Consider the following 21,226-nt stretch of genomic DNA (forward strand, 5'->3'; position numbering starts at 1 on the left):
ATCACGAATTAATATCATAACACAATCAATGTTGATTTTCAAGGACTTTGTCTAAAAATCTTTCGATTGTCCCATAATATGTATCGGGCTCCTTATCCTGCGTCTGTCCGTGCCCGGCGTCCTCCACAATCAGCAGTTCTTTCGGACATTCTGCTTCCTCGTATAAATCCTTCGCCATCTGAACGGAAATCATGGCGTCAGAACTTCCATGAATAAACAAAATGGGAATCCTGCTTTTTCGGACTGCTTTAAGGGCGGAAGCGTCTTTCAGGTTGTAGCCGCCCCGCAGCCGGAGAGCCAGGCAGGCCGAATCCACCAGCGGAAATGCCGGCAGATTGAACCATTCTCTGATTTTCTCCCCAAACATGCTGTAAGCATCCGTATAGGAAGAATCGGAAATCACAGCACGAACCTGTTCCGGCAAATCTTTTTTCCCCGCCATCATCAGGGCTGCGGCCGCTCCCATGGACTGGCCGTGAAGTACAATCTGAGCCTGGTTGTTCTGAGCCAGAATCTCATCCAGCCAGAGCATACAGTCAGAAGCATCCGTCCATCCCATACCGATAAAATCCCCTTCGCTCTCTCCCTGACACCGCAAATCCGGCACTACCACATGATAGCCCTGCTGGTGATACCAGTACGCAAAGGGATACATTTCTTCTTTCCAGCCAGTGTATCCATGAAGGAGCAGTACCCATTTATGACTTTCTCTGTCATTGCTTTCTCCTGCCGGAAATTCTTCTGCAATCAACCTGTATCCATCCTCCGTTTCCACAGAAAGTTTCCTGTGTTTTGCCGTTTCAAGCCATGTCCTGGTCTCCTCCAGCGCTTTCTGCCTGTTTCCCTGAATATCTGAAGTCTGTACCTGAGCCGCATAGCTTTCTTCCGTAATCCGCTCAAATGCTTCCAGCTTTTCCATAAAGGAGGGTACCAGCGCGGCGCTTACCAGAACATTGACCAGAAGGATATAAAGGAACAGCAGCAGGGGCAGGGTAAGTCCTGCTGCCCTGGCAGCTTTTTTCCTGTTTTTCTTCTCTTTCATAAATTTTTTCATTCTCTTTTGTTCCCGACTGCGTTCTTAAGATTAAGTAATGCCATATTCCCTTTACCATATACAGGCAATTGCGAAACTCAATAATTGTACTGATTTCATGTACAATTCAGAAGATTTGAATATAAATATTTTTTCATGCGAAAGGTGAGAAATGCATTTCAGCACCATGGAGGTAAGACTCAGATAACCATGGAGGCCTTTGCTGAACATGGTTATCTGCAGTCGGAGGCTTACCGGAATGTCCGGTGCGTCCGGCATTTCGGCCTTTTGTATGAGGAAAATATTTAAGAGAAACTGTTGCAGTTGTACATGAAACTTTGATAATCAGATAGTTTCGCAATCACCTGTTATCATATACTATGAAAGAAGCTGTCACAAAACAGCCCTTTTAAACTATTATACAGCATATAACCGTAATTTACATCCGGAAAAAAATACCTGTTTCTATTCTTCTGCCTGCTTCCGGATTCCTCTGGTATTTTTCTCCACCAGTTTTCTGGCCATCATCACCTGATGGCCGCATCCCAGGCATTTCAGGCGGAAATCCGCTCCTGTCCGCAGCACTTCCCATTCCTGGCTGCCGCAGGGATGCTGCTTTTTCAGACGGACAATATCGCCCACTTCAAATGGTATCGGCATATACGTTCCTCCTGATTCTCAGACTGTAATTTTCCCGAACAGTTCTCCGATGCTCTCCTGCAGAACAAGATCTGCCATACTGTCCCTGGGTGTGGAGGTTTTGTTGACCAGCACCAGTTTGTTTCCCCGATAATAATCCACCAGCCCTGCCGCCGGATATACGGCCAGAGAAGTTCCGCCGATAATCAGCATATCTGCCTGGCTGATATAGTATACCGCCTCCTGTATGATCTGATTGTCCAGCCCTTCCTCATACAGTACCACATCCGGTTTGATTTCTCCGCCGCACTCCTCACAATGGGGCACGCCTTCACTGTTCAGCATGTAAGAAGCATCATAGAGATGGCGGCAGGATTCACAGTAATTCCGGTGAACGCTTCCGTGAAGTTCCAGCACTTTCTTACTCCCCGCAAGCTGATGAAGACCGTCAATATTCTGAGTAATCACGGCTTTTACCTTTCCGGCGGCTTCCAGCTCCGCCAGCTTCTTATGGGCCATATTGGGCTCTGCATCCAGGCACAGCATTTTATTCCGGTAAAACCGATAGAATTCTTCCGGGTTCTTCCGGTAAAAGGTATGGCTTAATATGGTTTCCGGCGGATAGTCGTACTGCTGGTTGTACAGTCCGTCCACACTGCGGAAATCCGGAATTCCGCTTTCTGTGGAAACGCCTGCGCCGCCGAAAAATACAATGTTGTCCGACTGTTTTACCATGTCCAGAAATTTTGCTGTTTTTTCTTCTCTGTTCTGATTTCCCATGCTGAATCCTCCCTTTTTATTATCTAAATTGTTGAATAGGTTCTTCCGGAATTATCATCCCCTGCTTTTATCAGCAATATCCATTTTCTCCTCTTCCGTACTTTTCTAATCCTTATGTATAATGTATTTATTGTATCACATCTTCTTACAACTGTCATTAATTTCAAAACCGCCGGAAACAGACATCTGAACCATTCTGTTTCCGGCAGCTCTTTTCCACTGTCAGTTTCTCCGCAGGGCCTCAATGGGACTCAGCTTCGCCGCCTTTCTGGCAGGATATATACCGAAAAACACACCGATTCCGCAGGAAAACAGTGTTGCTCCCAGAACAGTGGTGGCTTTCAGGCCGGGGTGTATGGTACTTCCCATGGAAGCACTCATCAGGGCACAGGCACCCACAGCCCCCAGCATTCCCAGCAGAATCCCGATAATTCCGCCCACAATCGTAAGGATTGCCGCTTCCGCAAGGAACTGCATTAAGATAGAAGATGTTTTGGCCCCCAGAGATTTGCGGATTCCGATTTCTCTGGTACGCTCCGTCACAGAAACCAGCATAATGTTCATAACGCCGATTCCTCCTACAATCAGGGATATGGCCGCCACACAGGAAATAAATGTGGTGACAATCCCCAGCACCCCGTTTAATTCCGCTATCATATCCTGAAAGCTCTGAATCTGGTAATATTCCTCTCCGGCGCACTGATGTCTTGTTTCCAGCAGATGTATAATATCTTTTGCCACCTGTTCTCCGCTGGCCGATTCCCCCGCAAACACGGTGGCGGAATAAAAGGAATCGCTTTCCCAGCCAAAATTTTCAAATGATGTATAGGGCACATCCAGGGACACCGGCATTCCCTCATAGGTATAGCTGACAAATCCGCTGTTTTCCTTCTGCTGCATAACGCCTGCAATGCGGTAACTGCCTGTCATGCCATTGATGGTCAGATCAATGTCCATGCCCACCACATCATCGGAGCCAAAAAGACGTTTTGCATCTTTATCCGTAATGGCGCAGACCATGCTGCCCTCCTCCACATCTGCCTCTGTGAAATAGGCGCCTCGCTTCATATTGTAATTCACGGCTTTCTGCATGGCCTCGGTTCCGCCGCTTAACTGTACGGTAAATTCCCCTTTTCCGGTAGCAGTGGTACCTGAAGCGCTGTCATTGGGGGTTACACCGTCCACTCCCTCCACCTGCTCCTCCAGGGCCTTCAAATCCTCCGGAGTAATCCATTCTTCTGCCTCCGCAGCGTCCTCACTGCAGTACACGCTAATCTGGCCGGCGCCAAGGTCAGCCACCTCGGAATTCATGGCATTGGCAGTTCCGTCTCCCACAGCCATTACCATAATGACCGAGGCAATTCCGATAATAATACCCAGCATGGTCAGAAAGGAACGTCCTTTGTTGGCAGTAATATTCTTAAATGCCATTTTTATATATTCCGTCATATTTCCCATTATAATACCTCAAGACTTTCCATTATTCTCCTGCGGGAGCTGCCTGTTCTTCCGAAACACCCCCGTCTTCTCTTTCTTTCAGAAGAATGCTATCGCCTTCCTCATGGCTGCCTGGGTCCGTAATTACCTGTTCCCCTTCTTCCAGTCCTTCCGTAATTTCCGCACATTCGCCGGAAGTTACGCCTGTGGTAATGCTGCGCCTGGTCAGAATACCATCTTCACACACCCAGCAGAAGGTTCCGTCTTTTCCGATATTCACAGCTTCCGTGGGAAGGATAACCACGTCTTTTGCTTCTGCCGCCAGGATTTTTACTTTGGCGTCCACACCCAGAAATATATTTTCATCCGGGTTATCCAGATGTATGGAAGCCTGAATTCCGGCTGCGGCCACAGCCGCCTGATTGGTGCCGGCCGCTCCGTCTGTGGCAATCCGGCTGATACGGCTGACCGTTCCCTGATACGTCCGCCCTGCCAGGGTAACTTCCGCCTTCTGACCTTCTTTTACTTTATCATATACATTTTTGGACAATGTTACTTCCACGTTTACGTCATCAATACTCTGCAGGGTAAACAATTCCATACCCTGGGAAACCGTGGCCCCTTCCACCACCTGCTTACCGGAAATTACCCCGTTAAATTCTGCGGAAATTCCCTGCTGGCCGGCCAGAATCAGTTCTTCCAGAGATTTGCTCTCCAGCTCCGCAAGATTGTTATTAGCCTGCATCTGGGCTCTTGCTTCTCCGCTTAAGGTGCCCGTATCCATTTCCGCCATGGATTTCTGGCTTTCCAGGCTTGTTTCCAGCCCGGCCAGCTCTGCCTGAGCTGCTTCCAGTTTCTGCTGAAGTTCTCCGGCTGCAGGAATTTCTGCATCGGAACCGGCAAGGGAAGACTGAAGTGCTTCTATCTGATTATTCAGACTGCTGACTGCCTCCTGATTTGCCTCATAAGCGCCTTTTGTCTGAGCCAGTTTTTCATTGGCTGCATTCAGAACTTCCCGTGCCTGTTCCAGCTCCTGGGGGTTTCCTCCTGCGGCTGCCGCTTCAAAATTCACCTGTGCGGTCTGCTGCTCCACCTGGGCTTTTTCATACTCTGTTTTGGATTTTTCCAGCTTTTTCTGTGCATTTTTCAGCTCTTTCTGCAATGCTTTCAACTGATTTCCAAGTTCTTCCTGCTCCTGTTTCCGGGCTTTTGCCTGAGACTGGGCTTCTCCGGAAATTTCGGCTTTCAGATTCTCAATCTCCTGCTTTTTGGCGTTTACCTGTGCCTGCAGGGAATCGGCCTGGGACCGGGCCTGCGCCTGTTTTACCGCCGCTTCGTTGGACTTGTTGACGGAATCCTGGTATCCAAGCTGATTTGCCCGGACGGTAAGTTCCGCCTTCTGATTCTGCTCCTCTAAATCTTTCACATCAAAAGTCACCAGCTTCTGCCCTTCTTTTACCAGATCTCCTGTCTGGAAATCTGCTGCTTCCACCTGAGCATTCACCGGAGAAAAAATGGTTTTCTGCTGGCCGCTGGCTACTGTCCCGCTGGTTTCCACGGTTTCTGACACATTTCCCCGCTCCACGGTTATGGATTCCACCTTCATGGCTTCCGTCATGGCCTCTTTTGCACGGCTGGTATTGCTGACTGCCATGGCACCGAAAAGTACCACCACAATCACCACCGGAATTACAATTTTCCATACTTTTTTATTTTTTATCAGTTTCTTTTTCATAAGCTCCTCCTGTCCGGTCTTCATTCCAATAATCTTCCACGATTCTGCCATCCAGAATCCGTACCACCCGTTTTGCCTGTTCCGCGATTTCATTGTCATGGGTAATCAGGATTACACTTCTTCCCGCCCCATGAAGCCCTTTTAAAATTTCCATAATCTCCTGTGTGGAAGCAGAATCCAGGTTTCCGGTGGGCTCATCGGCCAGTATCACCGGAGGTTCTGCTGCAATGGCCCTTGCAATGGCCACCCTCTGCTGCTGTCCGCCCGACATTTCCGAAGGCCTGTGGTCCATTCGTTTTTCCAGCCCTACTTTTACCAGGGCCTCCCTGGCCAGCCGATGGCGTTCGCTTTTCCCGATTCCCCGGTAAATCAGCGGAAGTTCCACATTTTCCAGCGCATTCAGATTTGCTATCAGGTTAAATCCCTGAAAAATAAACCCGATTTCCTGATTGCGGATTTCCGACAACTGATTATCTTTCATGGCGGATACATCCCGTCCGTTCAGATAATAAGAGCCGGAGGTGGGCACATCCAGACATCCCAGCATATTCATCAGCGTGGACTTTCCGGAACCGGAATGGCCGATAATGGCAATAAATTCGCCTTTGTTGATTTCCAGATTCACATGATCCAGGGCACGGACTTCATTTTCACCGGGATTGTACACTTTGCACATGTCCTGAACCTTAATTAAATTTTCCAACCTGTTTCCTCCCCTTTCTTTTTCATACAGAAAACTGCTGCACGCCTGTTTTATACCATTTTATACTATATTACTGAAATGAAACTTAAGGTTTTCTTACTTTTACCTTACGATTGCGGACAAAGGGGATATCATCTGATATTCTCTGTAAATAAATAACTAACGAAATATTTCAAGGAATTTCTTCAAAATTTTTCCATTAATGTAGTATAATATCTGTAAAAGTTTCACAATTATCGGATGACTATTTATTAAAGGAGACGATTGCCCATGAAAATAACAGATATGCACTGTGATACTATTTCCCGCATATATCAGGAACGCAGACAGGGAAAACGTCCGGCTCTGCGCAGCAATTCTTTTCAGATAGATTTGGAAAAAATGAAGGAGTCCGGGTATCTGCTTCAGAATTTTGCCATGTTTTTGGACATCGGACAGACCTCCGTGCCTTATCAGGAATGCAGGGAACAAATCCGGCTGTTTCTGGAAGAAATGGAGAAAAATCAGGATATCATCGGACTGGTCACGGATTATGACGGAATCACTGAAAATCAAAAACAGGGCAGAATGTCGGCCCTGATGACACTGGAGGAGGGAGAAGCCTGCGAGGGAAGTCTCGCAAAACTGCAGGAATTCCATGGGCTGGGCGTTCGTATGATGACCTTTACCTGGAATTATCCCAACAGTCTGGGGTTTCCCGGCGAACCCGCTGCCAGCCACCTGTCCCAGTCCCAGGGCCTGACGCCCCTGGGTATGGAATTTCTGGAAGAAATGGAACGTCTTGGCATAATTCCCGATGTGTCCCATTTATCAGACGCCGGAATCCGGGACGTATGTTGTCATGCCAGAAAACCCTTCTGTGCCAGCCATTCCAACGCCCGCGCTCTCTGCAAACGGGGCCGGAACCTGCCGGACGAATTTATCCGGGCCATCGCAGAAAAAGGCGGCGTAATCGGCGCCAACTACTACGGGCCCTTCCTTTCCAATACGCCCAATGTTCTGGGATGCTATTACGGTTATGTCAGCGATATTGTTTCACATATCCGACATATTACAAATGTGGGCGGCATAGACTGTATGGGGCTTGGTTCTGATTTTGACGGAATTGACAATAATCTGGAGATGAAAAACTGCAGTTACCTGGGACTGCTGGAACAGGAACTGAAAAAATCCGGATTCCATGAAAGTGAGATTGACAAAATATTTTATCAGAATGTACTGGCCTTTTATAAAGAAGTGTTATAATTTTTGCAACAGTTCCGCCATAGCCTGTTTCAGAGGCGCGGGCTGAACTGTTACTGATTTTCAGACACAGGAGGGTTTTATGTACACAGCCATTGTCACCGCTCCATCTGCTTTTCTTTTCAGCCATCCCAATGACAGAAGTGTCACCGATGAACTTTTGTCCGGGTGGCTGGTAACTGTACAGAAGCAGCAGGGAGATTTTCTGAACGTTATCACACAGTACGGATACGCCGGATGGCTGGACTGCCGGACTGTCCGGAGTATCTCGCCGGCAGAATCTTCTGCCTGGGACATACATAACAGGAATGGCTGCAGGCCCTGCCTTCTCTGCCGGGGGATTACAGATATTCTGGAAGAACCAAAGGTACAGGCCCCTGTCCTGTCCACCCTGTTTACGGGCAGCGCCCTGCTGCCTCTGAGCTCCCCGGAAGAAGGCTGGCAGCATGTGAAAACAGCCGGAGGAATCTGCGGATATATTCCCTCCCGCTCCCTGGGGCCTTTTCCTGCTCCAGGCCCTGTCTGCTGCCTTTCTCCTTCCGAACAGCAGCAGCTTCGCACATCCATTGTCCATTATGCCTGTGCATACCTGGGCACCCAGTACCGCTGGGGCGGAAAAACCCATGCAGGCATTGACTGCTCCGGCCTTACCTTTATGAGCTATTATATGTGCGGCATTCTGATTTACCGGGACGCCGCCATTGTGGAAAGTTATCCCGTCCATGAAATACCTGTTTCCCGGATACAGCCTGGGGACCTTCTCTATTTTCCCGGTCATGTGGCCCTTTATCTTGGAAACGAAACCTACATCCATTCCACCGGAAATCCCGCCAGCTTTGGCTGCGTCATCAACAGCCTGAATCCTCAGGCTGAAAACTATCGGAAGGATCTGGCCTGCAGCCTGACTGCTGCGGGAAGCGTATTTTAGAGTTCCTGCCCAAACAGGGGTGTGGAAAAATACCGCTCTGCCGTATCCGGCAGAATAGTCACCACCGTTTTGCCTTTTCCCAGTTTTTGGGCCAGCTTTAAAGCAGCCGCCACATTGGTTCCGCTGGAAATTCCGCACATAATACCCTCTTCTGCCGCCAGACGCCTGGAGGTAGAAAGGGCTTCTTCATCGGTGATAATACAGACCTCATCGTAAATCTTCTGGTTCAGAATCTCCGGAATCAGACCGTCTCCGATTCCCATCTGCAGATGGGTACCGATGGAACCGCCAGACAGAATAGCCGCATGTTCCGGCTCTACCGCCCAGATTTCCATATCCGGGTTTTTCTCTTTGATGGTTTCTCCCACTCCGGTGATGGTGCCGCCGGTGCCGATACCGGAACAGAATCCATGAATGGGGCCGCCGGTCTGCTCCAGAATTTCAATTCCGGTCTGAGAGCGATGCACCGCCGGATTGGCCGGATTTTCAAACTGCTGGGGCACGAACACCCGCGGATTTTCTCTGGCCATGGTAAGGGCTGTCTGAAGACATTCTTCGATACATGCGCCGATATTTCCGGCGTCATGTATCAGAATTACCTCCGCACCGTAATGTTGTACCAGCTTGCGGCGTTCTTCACTGACGGAATCCGGCATAATAATTTTCGTCTCATATCCCCGCACTGCTCCTACCAGCGCCAGGCCAATGCCCTGATTGCCGCTGGTGGGCTCCACAATAATAGTATCCTCTTTAATCAGACCCTTTTCTTCCGCATCTTTTATCATATTGTAAGCAGTTCTGGTCTTGATGGAACCGCCCACATTCAGCCCTTCAAACTTCACCAGCACCTGAGCGCTTTCCGGCTCTGTCATGTGGTTCAGACGGATTAAAGGCGTATTGCCCATTGCTTCCAGTATATTTTCATAAATCATAATTTCAGATCCTTTCTGTATTCCTGCAACGGAAATATCTTACAAATTATAATATGTATTCTCCGGAAATACAACAACCATTCCGTTGATTTTTGATATTTTTCTTTGGTAACAGTTCAGCCATAGCCTGTTTCTGTGTGAATCATACTGGCATGAATGAGCACAGGACACAGGCTATGAGCGGAGCGTCTCTTAAGCCTCGGACAGAAGCTGCCCTGCGAAATCAGACAAAAGAAAATGGCATTCAGAACATGTCTCCGGAAGAAATCAGTAAAGAAATCCTTCGCACCAGATATGGGGAGGACAGGATATGACATCTTATGCTGTAACAGACACCAACATCCTTGTTTCTGCCCTGATTACAGAAAATGAAAATTCTGCTGCCACTAAGGTTTTAAAAGTCTGATTACCGGAAAAATTATTCCTGTTTACAGCAAAAAAATCATGGAAGAATACAATGAAGTTCTCAGCAGAAAAAAATTCAGGTTTTCAAAAAGAGATATCGGTTATCTTCTTTCTTTCATTTCTACATATGGTATTCTGACATATCCTTTTCCCACAAACATGATTCTTCCTGACAAAAAAGATTTACCATTTTATGAAACAGCAGTTCAGCATTTCTCAACTTATCTGATTACCGGCAATTTAAAACATTTCCCCGAAGAACCATTTATTATTACAGCCAGACAAATGATTGATTTGATAAATACCGGTTATTCCGTTGATTTTTAATATTATTTTCCTTATACTTATGATATTACTCCGATGATTAACAGGTAATTGCGAAACTCAATAATTGTATTAATTTCATGTACAATTTAGAAAGTTTGAGTGCAAATATTTTCTCATACAAAAGGTAAGAAATGCATTTCAGCATCATGGAAGCAAGACTCAAAGAAGCATGGGAGCCTCTGCTGAACATGATTCTCTGTATTCAGAGGCTTGCTGAAATGTTCGGTGCGTCTGGCATTTCGGGCTTTTGTATGATGAAAATATTTAAGAAAACTGTGGTAATTGTACATAAAATTTTAATAATTGAATCGCTTCGCAATTACCTGTCGATGATTAAATCAAAAGGGAGATATAACAGACGTGAACGATAAATTTATACGAAGCCTTCAGATTGACTGGAGCAACATCGGTTCTGATTCTTATTTGCAGGACATCCCTGCCCTGCGGCAGATTCAGACGATGGAATTTCAGAAAAACATCACCATCTTTGCCGGAGAAAACGGAACGGGCAAATCTACTTTGCTGGAAGCCATCGCTACTGCTTACGGATTCAACCCGGAAGGCGGAACTTTAAATTACCGGTTCAGCACCTTTGACGATGTTTCCGAATTACATCAGGGTATTCATCTCATCAAAGGATTCCGGCGGGCCGCCTCCAATTATTTTTTCCGCGCAGAAAGTTTCTTTAACGTGGCAAGCAAGGCGGAAGATTACAGGGATTTTACTCCAAAAGAAATTTTTTATGCCCGGTATGGCGGAAAATCCCTGCACGAGCAGTCTCATGGAGAGAGCTTTCTGGCATATTTCCAGTCTTTTTGCGAAGCCGGACTGTACCTGATGGATGAACCGGAAGCAGCACTGTCTCCCCAGCGGCAGCTCAGTCTGTTTCTTCAAATCAGCAAAATGGCAGAAGCCGGCTCTCAGTTTATTCTGGCTTCCCATTCTCCCATTCTCCTCGGCATACCGGGCGCGGATATTATTTCTTTTGATAACGAAGAACTGAAACACTGTGATTATGAAGAAACGGAAAGCTATCAGGTAATGGAAATGTTTATCAATCACAGGGAAACCCTGATAAATCGGCTGCTGGATGAAACAGAATAAAAAAGCGGACAGGTCCGCTTCAACTCCCTGAATCCCCCATTCTTGAGGGACCTGGGCGCTTTGCCGCGCGCGAGCGGATTGCCTGGCAATAAATTTCCTCTCCGCGAGCTGCGCATCCCGCCCGGAGGGCTTTTCTCTTATAGGAAATCTATATATTTTAGCACTTCACAGTGACACGGTATTTCCTATAAGAGAAAAATGCCTTTGAAACAGTTCTCTCCGCTGCTTCAAAGACATTCTTTTTCAAAATTGCGGGGGCAGGATTTGAACCTGCGACCTTCGGGTTATGAGCCCGACGAGCTTCCAGACTGCTCCACCCCGCGCTGACATGTATTATTATATTCCATAATCCGGTAAATGTCAAATTTTTTCTGAGACTTCTTTCCCAAACATGTAACCATTCAGCCTTCCGTGCTTTACCGTACAGCTTTTTCGGTGTTTCTCATCCGGACTGTCCATAGAATTGTTATCGAACATTTATCTCCGGGAGCCGGATGTAATCTGGTTTTCCGGCTTCCGTGTCTGAGATTTTCCGGTCTGGTGAATAATACTGCACCCTGCCGGTTTTCTGCCGGGACAGTCCTTCCGGTTTTTCTAACAGCGGGAACAGAGACGCATGATCCCGGATACGCCTCTGAAACTCAAAACTGCCCATGAATAAAAGGAACGGGGGCATCTGTGACGGCAGTTCCTCAGACAGTTCACCCGGCGTACCCGCCCGTCCCTTTTTCCCGCTGATAAGAAAAACACAGAAAGAACTTCCAATTGCAGAAGACCGGCAGGGTGCGGTATCTTTCATTCAGACGGAAAATCGAATGCTGTATCATAAAGACAGAAAAGGCTGAATGGTTACCCAATCAGGGCTCTTCTCGCTTCGCGGGCCCCTCCTCATGTCAAATACAAACCTCATGTTTTTGGAAGTTACAGAAGCTCCTCCAGGACAACAATGCCATCAGACACAGATACACCACCGGAACCCACTGGAAAAAATAAAAATAATGTCCTCCCACAGAAAGAAGCTGATGGGCCGCGGTACTTTGCGGAAATACCATGGAAGTAGGCATACTGTTTATTAACATAAACAGAAGGCGGTGTCCTCTCACCATATAAATCAGAAACAGCGGCGCAGTTATAAAGGAAAAGCTCACAATAATTACCCCAAAAGGCGATTTCATTTTTACGGAACAGAACATGACGAACACCGCTGTCATACAGGTGGAAATAGCACAGCAGGCTGTGACTGTGCCGGCAAATTCCAGCAGATTCACAGGAAGGCTCAGATAACATCCGGTGGGGCTTACCTGAAGGGGCAGATTCCATCCGCTGAGCCCGTATACGGCCTGAATTTCCAGCAAAAGTATCCCGCCAAACAGCATGGAAGCCAGAAAGCCAAAAGAAATTCCCGTCAGCAGCTTTGCCTGAATCAGTTTATTTTTTCCAAAACGGGAGGACAGCACCAGCCCATCCATATGAGACGTATATTCTCCTGCGAACATGGGAGCCAGAATGATGGCTGCTGCCAGGGACAGAAACACAAAATTCAGAGGCAGCATACGGAAATAATAATCAAATCCCAGCATATTCCCGTAGGCATAAGGGGTTGTTATCTGTTCATTTTCTTTCATATGAAATGCACGTTCTCCCTCAGAAAGATTCTGGCCTTTGCTGATATTTTCCAGCATTACCTTACGCATTTTATAAAAATCTTCCGTCGTCATACTTTCTTTGTCAATTTTCCCCACCTGTTGCTCTATCATACTCAACAGCACGTGATAATTATCATATGGCGCATATAATTCCGACATTTCCTGTTCCCTCCGGAAAAAATCCTCATTCAGTTCTCCGATTTCCGGATGTTCCAGTGCTTCCCGTTCCTTTTTGACCATCTGATAACGGGTGCCTGCCTTCTCTCCTTCCACATAGTAATCCCCGATGATTCCGCTGATTCCGCTGAACACCGTCCACAGGGCAACCAGTGCCAGTGCAATCCAGGTGGAGCGTTTCTGAAAAATTTTCTTATATTCATATCCTGTCAGATACATGATTTCTCTCATCATTTTCCTCCCTGCCCATGCTCGCTGAAATAATAAAGATACAGGTCTTCCAGCCCGGCTTCCACCGGCCAGGCTGATTCCGCAGGCTTCTGCCCGCACACCACGCGCAGAAAAGTGCCCTCTTTCTCCTGACGGATATTCAGAACAGGACAGTTTTCCATCAGGCTCTGAGCCTCCTGACTGTCCAGCGTACATTCCCATACCCTGCCCTGAATCACCCGGATAATTTCCTCCAGACTTCCCTGGTGGATGATTGCCCCATCCTTCATCATCAGAATAATATCTGCAATATGTTCTACATCCGACACAATATGGGTGGAAAGGAGCACAATCCTGTCATTTCCAAGTTCTGAAATCAGATTACGGAATTTTACACGCTCTTTTGGGTCCAGCCCGGCGGTAGGTTCATCCAGTACCAGCACTTCCGGATCATTCAGGAGGGACTGGGCAATTCCAAGGCGCTGCTTCATTCCGCCGGAAAAGGTTTTGATTTTTTTCCGGGCCGCCGAAGCCAGATCTGTCAGCTCCAGAAGTTCCATGGCTTTCTCCCTGGCCTGCATTCTGGGAATCCCCTTTAAGGCTGCCAGATACATCAGAAAATCCATGGCGGAAAAGTCCGGATAATATCCGAATTCCTGAGGCAGATAACCCAGAACATTCCGGTAATCTTCTTCCTCTGCTTTCCTGCCGTCGTAGAGGATTTCTCCTCTGTCCGGCCTCAGAACCCCGCACATCATGCGCATCAGTGTGGTTTTTCCCGCACCGTTGGCTCCAAGAAGTCCGTACACGCCTTTTTTCAGGGTAAAAGAAACACGATCCACCGCAATTTTATTTTTATACTGTTTCGTTACCCGGTCAAATACAAGTTCCATGTTCATTCCTCCATTTCCAGGTCAGATCAGATTCTGTTTCCAGGATTCCTCCTCATGACGAATCTGCCGTAGCTGTCCGGCCAGACAGACTGCCGACACTGATAATACAGTTATCCAGAGATAAAATTTCTCCTCGTCGTAGACTATTTCCCGCAGTTTCCCTCCCGGCAGGCTAATTCCCCACAGAAAACATCCGCAGACACAACAGTACCAGATACTTTCCCGGCCCTTTACATATTTCTCAATCTGGAGCGCCAGTACACAGGTACAAATCCAGGGCGCTGTCAGATACACAGTTCCCCGGAACAGACTGAGTGTTCCCTGTCTCACAACAGGCAAAAGTCCGGAAATTATCATCAGCAGGTTTCCTGCCCCCAGAGCTCCCATCCGAATCAGAAGTATCCGGGGCAGGTTATGTCTGGTGGTCATTTCCAGTTCTGCCATCCCATAAGCACTGGAGCGAAAAGTTTCCGTCACCGTCAGCACAGCCAGAAGCGGCATAACCCCGGACAGAAACCAGAGCTTTTCCTGGCTGTTCCCCTGCAGAAGATACTCTCCTGCCCAGGAGGCCGCAATTACCAGCAGCAGTGACAGGAGCCAGACTGATTTACGGATATAGCCAATCTGTACCGCCAGGATTTCCACAGGACTGGTTCCGGGAAAAGGTAATCCTTTCAGAAATTCTTCTTTTTTCTCAGGAGCCGGCGCCGGATATACCCCTTTCAGCTCTCTCTTTAACTGAGACATTGAATACTTTGACATGCTATCCCTCCTCCAGCATTTTTTTTAATCGCCCCAGAGCTTCTTTTTCCATCCGATATTCACTGCTTCTGGATAAACCTGTGATTTTGCAGATTTCTTTTACAGAAAGCTGGTTCACATAGCGAAGCAGAATCACTTCCTGCTGTTTTGGCGAAAGTTTTTCCACAGCCATCTGCAAATGAAGGGCTGTCTCCACATGCTCCATGGGATTTTCCGAACATTTTTCCGTCAGCTGCCGGTGTCCGTTCCGGAAAAAATCTCCCTCTGCCCCTGCTTTCTGCGGCTTTCGGTAGAAATCCGCACACAGATTCCGGGCAATGGTATAGAGATAAGCCAGTTCCTTTCCCCGATGCACATAAGAAGTCTGAGCAAAATACCGCAGAAAAGTTTCCTGTGTCAGATCTTCTGCCAGACAGGCATTTTTCACTTTAAAGTAACAATAACGGTATATTTTATCGTACTGTTCACTGAGATTTACAGACACCGAAAACCCTCCTTGTATAATGTATTTAGGTTGTTCAAGGGATACCTATAAACCCTCAGACCTGCTTCTTTACATCTCCTGTCTGATAGGAGATAATAGTTTTATTAGATTGAGAGGATGGTCGTTCCCTCCTTGAGCGGCTCTGCTCGTACTTGAAAGACTGATCCCTCTCTCTAATAAGCTTTCCGCGTATGAGTTGGATGTTGGTTGCCTTATGGCTTCTCTCCGTATTTAGCACAAGGTAGTGGCGCTTATTAGCTGAGTGGTCTCCCAATCTAAAATTTTTCTTCTGAGGTGGCTCTATGTTTTTTGCTGGTATTGATATCGGTAAAAATAACCATGTCGCTTCCATGATGGATGAATCTGGAAAGGTGGTATTTAAGGCTTTTTCCTTTCCCAATACCTCGGACGGCGGACATGCCCTCTTTTCCAAACTCACTTCTTATTCTTCCAGCACCGGCGACTTTGAAATCGGTATGGAAGCTACCGGGCACTACTGGCTCTCTGTCTACTCGTTTCTTTTTGAAAAGGAGTTCCTTCTCCATGTCATCAATCCGATCCAGACTGACGGCTGGCGCAGGGGGACAGAGATCCGCAAGCGCAAAAATGATATCATTGATTCCGTCCTGATCGCCGACCTGATCCGTTATGGCCAGTTCGTGGAAACCCGGCTTGCAGATGAGGATTTATTCTCCCTGCGTACCCTGACCCGTTTCCGCACCTATCTGGTGGAATCCATCAGTGACCTGAAGCGTAAGGTTGTCTGCGTGCTGGATCAGGTTTTCCCTGAATACCAGTCCATTTTTTCCGACATCTTTGGCAAGACCTCAAAAGAGATCCTTCTCCAGTTTTCTTCGCCCATTGATTTTGAGTCGGTTTCATCGCAGACCCTTGCAGAACTGCTGGCAAAACTCAGCCGTAAGCAGGTCGGCTCTGCAAAAGCAGCACAGTTAAAGGCTGCCGCGTCCTGTTCCTTTGGCGTTACTTTCGCCAAAAGCAGCTTTACCTTTCAGCTCAAAGCGCTGATTGAACAGATAGCCTTTATTGAAAAACAGGTAAAAGAAACGGAAACCGAAATCGCTGGCATCATGGAAAAACTGGAATCCCCCATTACAACCATTACCGGGATCGGCAATGTCACGGGCGCTGCCATTATCAGTGAAATAGGTGACATCTCTAAATTTGACAGTCCCAGAAAACTGGTGGCCTTTGCCGGGCTTGATGCCACGGTTACGCAGTCCGGCGAATTTGAAGCAGCCCACAATGTAATGAGCAAACGCGGATCACCATACTTGCGGAAAGCCATTTTTCAAGCCGCCCTGGTCGCCGCTTTTAAGGACCCCGTATTAAGTGCCTATTACCAGAAGAAGAGGGCGGAAGGCAAGCATCATTTAACCTGCATCGGTGCTGTGGCAAGAAAAATGTGCAACATTATTTATGCTGTGGTGAAAAATAATCAGCCTTATGTTCCAAAGGCTTAAATCCTTTTCCCTTTCCAGCCTGCCTGACAGCAGGTCTTGTTGTTGTGCTCTTTTTTCCTATGATAATTTCTTTTGTTTTTTCAATTATCTACTTGACTTTTAATAGTTGGTCTTTCATAATGATTAACGTTTTCCACAGGTGAAATGTGCCAGAAAAAAAAGAGTTCTGTTCTGAACTCTTTTTCTCCCGAATTTATAAAGCTGCCAACCTTTCACCCGTTTCCTCATTCCTCTTCTTTTTCCACCGGAATTACCGCAATTTCCGTATCCCCTGTTTCAGCGTGTTCCAGCACTGCTGCAGCCAGCTTCCGGAAATTCCCCCCGGAGGAAGAAGCACCTGCAACAGTATCAATCTCATCTGCACTCTGCTTCTCCAGCAGCTGAGCCCCATAAACTCGTGTATACCGATTGGGATAAGTACCCTGATCAGCATTCATATTCCGCATATAAGCAATATCCCAGGATTTGATAAAGCCCGCAGGATTTTTCGCATTATATTCCACACTGACAATTTTGTTATTCATCACGCAGATCGTGACAAACTCCTTCCATCCGAAACTATATTCTTCCATAGTTGCAGTATAATATCCGTCCTGCCACCGGGAAGACGATTTTCTGCCGCATCCCGAACAGAAGAACGCCAGCGTCAGAATAAGGCAAATCACAATATAAAATTTCTTTTTCCTCATGTTATCTGTCCCTCCTTAACCGAAACTGTCCGGAAATATACTGCAGTTTCTCTGCCTGTTTGTGGAGTTTCTGGCTGGCAGTGGTGCTTTCATAACTTGCATTCAGATTTTTCTGAGCCACATCATTAATCTGAGCAATCTGCTCTGCCATATTTTCCAGGGATTCTTTCTGAATCTTCACAGATTTCTCAAGCTGTCTGGTGATTTCCGACATCTGACCGGACACATCTCCGATATTCTCAAAAGATTCTGCCGCCTGATTTGCATAAGCGACACCATTTTTAATGGCTTCCAGAGAGCCTGTGATAATTTCAGAAGCATGTTGTGCCGATTCCGTACTCTGAGCCGCCAGCATACGCACTTCCTGGGCAACCACAGCAAAGCCTTTTCCTGCCTCTCCTGCACGGCTGGCTTCCACAGAAGCATTCAACGCCAGCATATTGGTCTGAGAAGCTATATTTTCCAGAATTCTGTTCACCTTGGTGATTTCAATGGAATTGGCGTTAATATCCTCCATGGCCTGTAACAGATTCTTCATATTCTTATCGCCGGCGTCCATGCTGGCTATGGCTTTTTCCATCAGTTCTCCCGCACGTCTGGTATTATTGTCCACCTCATAAATATTTTCTTCAATGGCTCTGGTTTCCTCTGTAAGCACCATCAGGGAATTGGACTGTTCACTGGAACCCGTATGTACCTGAATCGCACTTTCTGACACAATACCTGCTGTCTCCAGAACCTCTCCGGAGGAATCCTGCACGGAAGTCAGCATCTGATTCAGGGAAACAATAATCCGGTTCAGGGATTCTTTCATAACCACAAAATCACCGTTAAAATCACCTTCCGCCGACACGTCAAAATTCCCCTCGGAAATACTGGAAAGAATTTCGGACAGTTCGGAAATATACCCGTTGATACTGGTAATGGTATTATTTAAAGATGCAGAAAGCACCTGAGTTTCATCCTTTGTCCGAATAACGTCCGCAGGCGTTTTCAAATCTCCGTTTGCCAGAAGCTCAATCCGGCCTGTAACACTTTTCAGAGATTTGCGGATAAGAGATGAAAAACGTATCGTAAAAATCCCGGCCAGAACCAGAAGCCCCAGAGTAATGCAGATTCCCATGAAAATACTGTCATTGGCAGGCCCCATAAAATCATTTCTTGGAACAATAATAGTGAGAAACCAGCTGGTTCCATTAATGGGAACATAGCTGATGAGCTTCGTATCTCTGGGATCTTCCAGTACAAGAACACCTGTTTCTCCTGAAACTGCTTTTTCCTCCATATCACGGGAGCCCACATACGCTTCCATATCTGTTTTACTTTTCACCAGTTCTGTATTCCGATGGCCCATAATCAGGCCCTCTGCATTTACAATCAGGGCCTCTCCGTTGGCGCTGATATTGATACTGTTCAGCACGTCCTTTAAAATATCATAACTGTAACTTCCCACAAGATAATACAGGAATTCTCCTTCACTGTCGGTAATGGGCAGACCTACCGCAAGCTCCAGACTGTCATCCTCTGAAAAAACATCATCTACCACCAGATTCTGAGTTTCCTCCATAAGGGCAAACATCTTCCGCCCCTGTATGGATTCCGGACATGCTTCTTCTCCCAGGTACAGATTTCCTTCCCTGTCATAAAGACCCAGCCATACAAATTCTATTCCGGACTGTGCCTTATCAAGAACCTGCATTTTCTGTTCCTGTGTGCTGCCTGGCGAAATCATCACCTCATTATCTCCAATCATAAAAATTCGGTCCGCCAGCATGTGCATGCTTCCTTCCACGCTCTGAGACGCAGTCTTTACAATAGAGGGAAGCGCATTGGACAACACGCTGTCTGTCAGAGACTTCATGGAACGGGTCATCAATACAATAAATACTGCCGCCAGGAAAACCATCATAATAATCGTGTTAAACAGAATTTTTCCACTGATGCTTCTCTTTGCTTTCACCTTAGTTCCTCCTGTTTCCGTTCTTAATTTTTCTAACTATTTTACTACATTATCTTCCATATTTCAATTCCGCATTTTTCCATTCCCCCTATAGCCATTTCCGGATTTTTCCGGTATACTGATATACAGAACCCTTTGAAAGGAGAACTTCATGCCTGATCTGTTTTACACCATGCAGAAATCATGTTTTCTGGACCAGAAACTTCAGTCTTACACAGAAAGCGACTGTTATCCCTTCCATATGCCGGGCCATAAACGCGGGAATCTGGAACTTCCCAACCCTTATTCCATTGACATAACGGAAATTGAAGGATTTGACAATCTTCACCACCCGGAAGGTATTCTGCAGGACGCCCAATCACGGGCGGCAGAAGCCTTTGGGGCCAACGAGACCTTTTATCTGATAAACGGAAGCACCAGCGGTATTTTAAGCGCCATCAGTGCTGCCCTTCCCCGGAAGGGCACCCTTCTGATGTCCCGAAACAGTCATAAATCCGCTTATCACGCCGCCTATCTGATGGAGTTAGAGACCATTTACCTGCTGCCGATGGCTGCAAAATTCGGTATTTCCGGTTCCATTCCCCCGGTTTTTGTGGAACAGGCTCTCAATGATTTTCCTCAGATAAACGGTGTGTTTATTACCTCCCCCACTTATGACGGCATTGTATCTGACATTCAGGCCATTGCAGACCTTGTGCACGCCCGGAATCTGCCTCTGATTGTGGATGAAGCCCATGGGGCTCATTTTACCTTTTCCGACAGATTTCCCAGGCCTGCGCTCAAATGCGGTGCAGATATCGTAATACAGAGCCTGCACAAAACTCTCCCCTGCCTGACACAGACAGCTCTGCTCCATGTGAATTCCAGCCGGGTGGATACAGGACTGCTGAAACGTTTTCTGAATATTTATCAGACCAGTTCCCCCTCCTATCTGCTGATGGCTTCCATGGAACAGTGTACCCGCTTTATGCAGGAAGAGGGGGCCGGACGGATGGAGCAATTTACAGAACTGCTGGATCAGTTTTATAAAAACGCAGAAAATCTCCGCCGCCTTAAGGTTTTTCACAGAGATTCCTGCTCCGATGAAACCTGTTTTGACCATGATTTTTCCAAAATTCTGATTTCCACAGGGAACACCGGGCTGACCGGAATACAGTTATACCATATGCTACTGCAGAATTATCATCTGCAGATGGAAATGTCCTCCGGCCATTATGTGACAGCCCTGACCTCCCTTATGGACCGGCCCCAGGGATTCCAGCGCCTGATTTCAGCGCTGGAAGAAACTGACCGCAAAACACGTCCTTCCGAACCTGTCCGGCCAGACAGGCTTCTGACTGCGGAAATGATTTACCAGATTCCAAAACCTGGTATGTCCATTTCTGCGGCCATTGACCAGAACAGCGATATCCTGCCGCTGAAAGCCTCCACCGGCCATACCAGCCAGGAATATATTTATCTGTATCCCCCCGGAATCCCTCTGGTGGCTCCCGGAGAAATTCTCACCGGAAAGCTCCTTTCCACCATTTCCCAGTGCCGGAAACAGGGACTTTCCATTACCGGACCAACAGATATGAAAAATGAAAACATACGGGTGGTGAAACTGTAGCAGAAGCCATTCTGCTGTTCTGCCCCTGCAGGCGCTGATTTCTTTTGCAT

General features: G+C 47.1%; 20 protein-coding genes and 1 tRNA gene. 7 read left to right on the forward strand and 14 right to left on the reverse strand.

Going from position 1 to position 21,226, the window contains the following annotated elements; translation table 11 throughout:
• Positions 1-25: 25 nt before the first annotated feature.
• From VSQ32_16505 to VSQ32_16530, 6 genes are all read right to left on the reverse strand, one after another.
• Positions 26-1,054, reverse strand: coding sequence for an alpha/beta hydrolase (locus VSQ32_16505; GenBank protein MEH2944412.1), 1,029 nt, complete (start codon positions 1,052-1,054; stop codon positions 26-28).
• Between the two features lie 444 nt (positions 1,055-1,498).
• Positions 1,499-1,693, reverse strand: a complete 195-nt coding sequence (locus tag VSQ32_16510) for a DUF951 domain-containing protein (protein ID MEH2944413.1) — start codon at positions 1,691-1,693, stop codon at positions 1,499-1,501.
• An 18-nt stretch (positions 1,694-1,711) separates the two neighbouring features.
• Positions 1,712-2,452 (reverse strand): NAD-dependent protein deacylase, encoded by a 741-nt coding sequence (locus VSQ32_16515; protein ID MEH2944414.1) that lies wholly within the window; start codon positions 2,450-2,452, stop codon positions 1,712-1,714.
• 222 nt (positions 2,453-2,674) lie between these two features.
• Entirely contained in the window at positions 2,675-3,910 is a 1,236-nt protein-coding gene (locus VSQ32_16520; protein MEH2944415.1) for an ABC transporter permease, read from the reverse strand.
• A gap of 22 nt (positions 3,911-3,932) precedes the next feature.
• Complete coding sequence (locus VSQ32_16525) at positions 3,933-5,624, reverse strand: efflux RND transporter periplasmic adaptor subunit (GenBank protein ID MEH2944416.1); 1,692 nt, start codon at positions 5,622-5,624, stop codon at positions 3,933-3,935.
• A complete protein-coding gene (locus VSQ32_16530) occupies positions 5,599-6,327 on the reverse strand; it encodes an ABC transporter ATP-binding protein (protein MEH2944417.1) in 729 nt (242 codons plus the stop codon). Before VSQ32_16530 ends, VSQ32_16525 begins: the two co-directional genes overlap by 26 nt.
• Before the next feature lie 270 nt (positions 6,328-6,597).
• Between VSQ32_16530 and VSQ32_16535 the strand changes: the two genes are divergently transcribed.
• Together VSQ32_16535 and VSQ32_16540 are read left to right on the forward strand one after the other, a co-directional pair.
• Entirely contained in the window at positions 6,598-7,572 is a 975-nt protein-coding gene (locus VSQ32_16535; GenBank protein ID MEH2944418.1) for a dipeptidase, read from the forward strand.
• 79 nt (positions 7,573-7,651) lie between these two features.
• Positions 7,652-8,497, forward strand: coding sequence for an SH3 domain-containing C40 family peptidase (locus VSQ32_16540; protein MEH2944419.1), 846 nt, complete (start codon positions 7,652-7,654; stop codon positions 8,495-8,497).
• On the opposite strand, the gene cysK is transcribed toward VSQ32_16540, so the two are convergent.
• Positions 8,494-9,429: a cysteine synthase A gene (gene cysK / locus VSQ32_16545; GenBank protein ID MEH2944420.1), complete on the reverse strand. Its 936-nt coding sequence runs from the start codon at positions 9,427-9,429 to the stop codon at positions 8,494-8,496. The two genes, VSQ32_16540 and cysK, sit on opposite strands and share 4 nt — an antisense overlap.
• A 176-nt stretch (positions 9,430-9,605) precedes the next feature.
• Here cysK and VSQ32_16550 point away from each other — a divergent pair, with 176 nt between their 5' ends.
• From VSQ32_16550 to VSQ32_16560, 3 genes are all read left to right on the forward strand, one after another.
• On the forward strand, positions 9,606-9,743 hold the full coding sequence (locus tag VSQ32_16550) for a hypothetical protein (GenBank protein MEH2944421.1): 138 nt from the start codon (positions 9,606-9,608) through the stop codon (positions 9,741-9,743).
• 130 nt (positions 9,744-9,873) lie between these two features.
• The gene (locus VSQ32_16555) at positions 9,874-10,161 is read left to right on the forward strand and encodes a PIN domain-containing protein (GenBank protein MEH2944422.1); all 288 of its coding nucleotides are present in this window, start codon (positions 9,874-9,876) and stop codon (positions 10,159-10,161) included.
• Between the two features lie 360 nt (positions 10,162-10,521).
• On the forward strand, positions 10,522-11,265 hold the full coding sequence (locus VSQ32_16560) for an AAA family ATPase (protein MEH2944423.1): 744 nt from the start codon (positions 10,522-10,524) through the stop codon (positions 11,263-11,265).
• Between the two features lie 249 nt (positions 11,266-11,514).
• On the opposite strand, the gene VSQ32_16565 is transcribed toward VSQ32_16560, so the two are convergent.
• The 5 genes from VSQ32_16565 to VSQ32_16585 form a co-directional block, all read right to left on the reverse strand.
• Positions 11,515-11,588 (reverse strand) — tRNA-Met (locus VSQ32_16565).
• Positions 11,589-12,158: 570 nt separating this feature from the next.
• Positions 12,159-13,319, reverse strand: a complete 1,161-nt coding sequence (locus tag VSQ32_16570) for a hypothetical protein (protein ID MEH2944424.1) — start codon at positions 13,317-13,319, stop codon at positions 12,159-12,161.
• The gene (locus VSQ32_16575; GenBank protein MEH2944425.1) at positions 13,319-14,191 is read right to left on the reverse strand and encodes an ABC transporter ATP-binding protein; all 873 of its coding nucleotides are present in this window, start codon (positions 14,189-14,191) and stop codon (positions 13,319-13,321) included. Before VSQ32_16575 ends, VSQ32_16570 begins: the two co-directional genes overlap by 1 nt.
• Before the next feature lie 21 nt (positions 14,192-14,212).
• Positions 14,213-14,953 (reverse strand): hypothetical protein, encoded by a 741-nt coding sequence (locus VSQ32_16580; GenBank protein ID MEH2944426.1) that lies wholly within the window; start codon positions 14,951-14,953, stop codon positions 14,213-14,215.
• A gap of 1 nt (position 14,954) precedes the next feature.
• Positions 14,955-15,437, reverse strand: coding sequence for an RNA polymerase sigma factor (locus VSQ32_16585; protein ID MEH2944427.1), 483 nt, complete (start codon positions 15,435-15,437; stop codon positions 14,955-14,957).
• 302 nt (positions 15,438-15,739) lie between these two features.
• On the opposite strand from VSQ32_16585, the gene VSQ32_16590 reads away from it, so the two are divergent.
• Complete coding sequence (locus tag VSQ32_16590) at positions 15,740-16,918, forward strand: IS110 family transposase (GenBank protein ID MEH2944428.1); 1,179 nt, start codon at positions 15,740-15,742, stop codon at positions 16,916-16,918.
• Positions 16,919-17,142: 224 nt separating this feature from the next.
• On the opposite strand, the gene VSQ32_16595 is transcribed toward VSQ32_16590, so the two are convergent.
• Positions 17,143-17,607: an FMN-binding protein gene (locus VSQ32_16595; GenBank protein ID MEH2944429.1), complete on the reverse strand. Its 465-nt coding sequence runs from the start codon at positions 17,605-17,607 to the stop codon at positions 17,143-17,145.
• 1 nt (position 17,608) lies between these two features.
• Positions 17,609-19,567, reverse strand: coding sequence for a methyl-accepting chemotaxis protein (locus VSQ32_16600; protein MEH2944430.1), 1,959 nt, complete (start codon positions 19,565-19,567; stop codon positions 17,609-17,611).
• 151 nt (positions 19,568-19,718) lie between these two features.
• On the opposite strand from VSQ32_16600, the gene VSQ32_16605 reads away from it, so the two are divergent.
• Positions 19,719-21,176, forward strand: a complete 1,458-nt coding sequence (locus VSQ32_16605; GenBank protein MEH2944431.1) for an aminotransferase class I/II-fold pyridoxal phosphate-dependent enzyme — start codon at positions 19,719-19,721, stop codon at positions 21,174-21,176.
• Positions 21,177-21,226 lie beyond the last annotated feature (50 nt).

The sequence above is a fragment of the Lachnospiraceae bacterium JLR.KK002 genome, from assembly GCA_036941025.1.
In the GTDB taxonomy this organism is placed as follows: Bacteria; Bacillota; Clostridia; order Lachnospirales; family Lachnospiraceae; genus Petralouisia.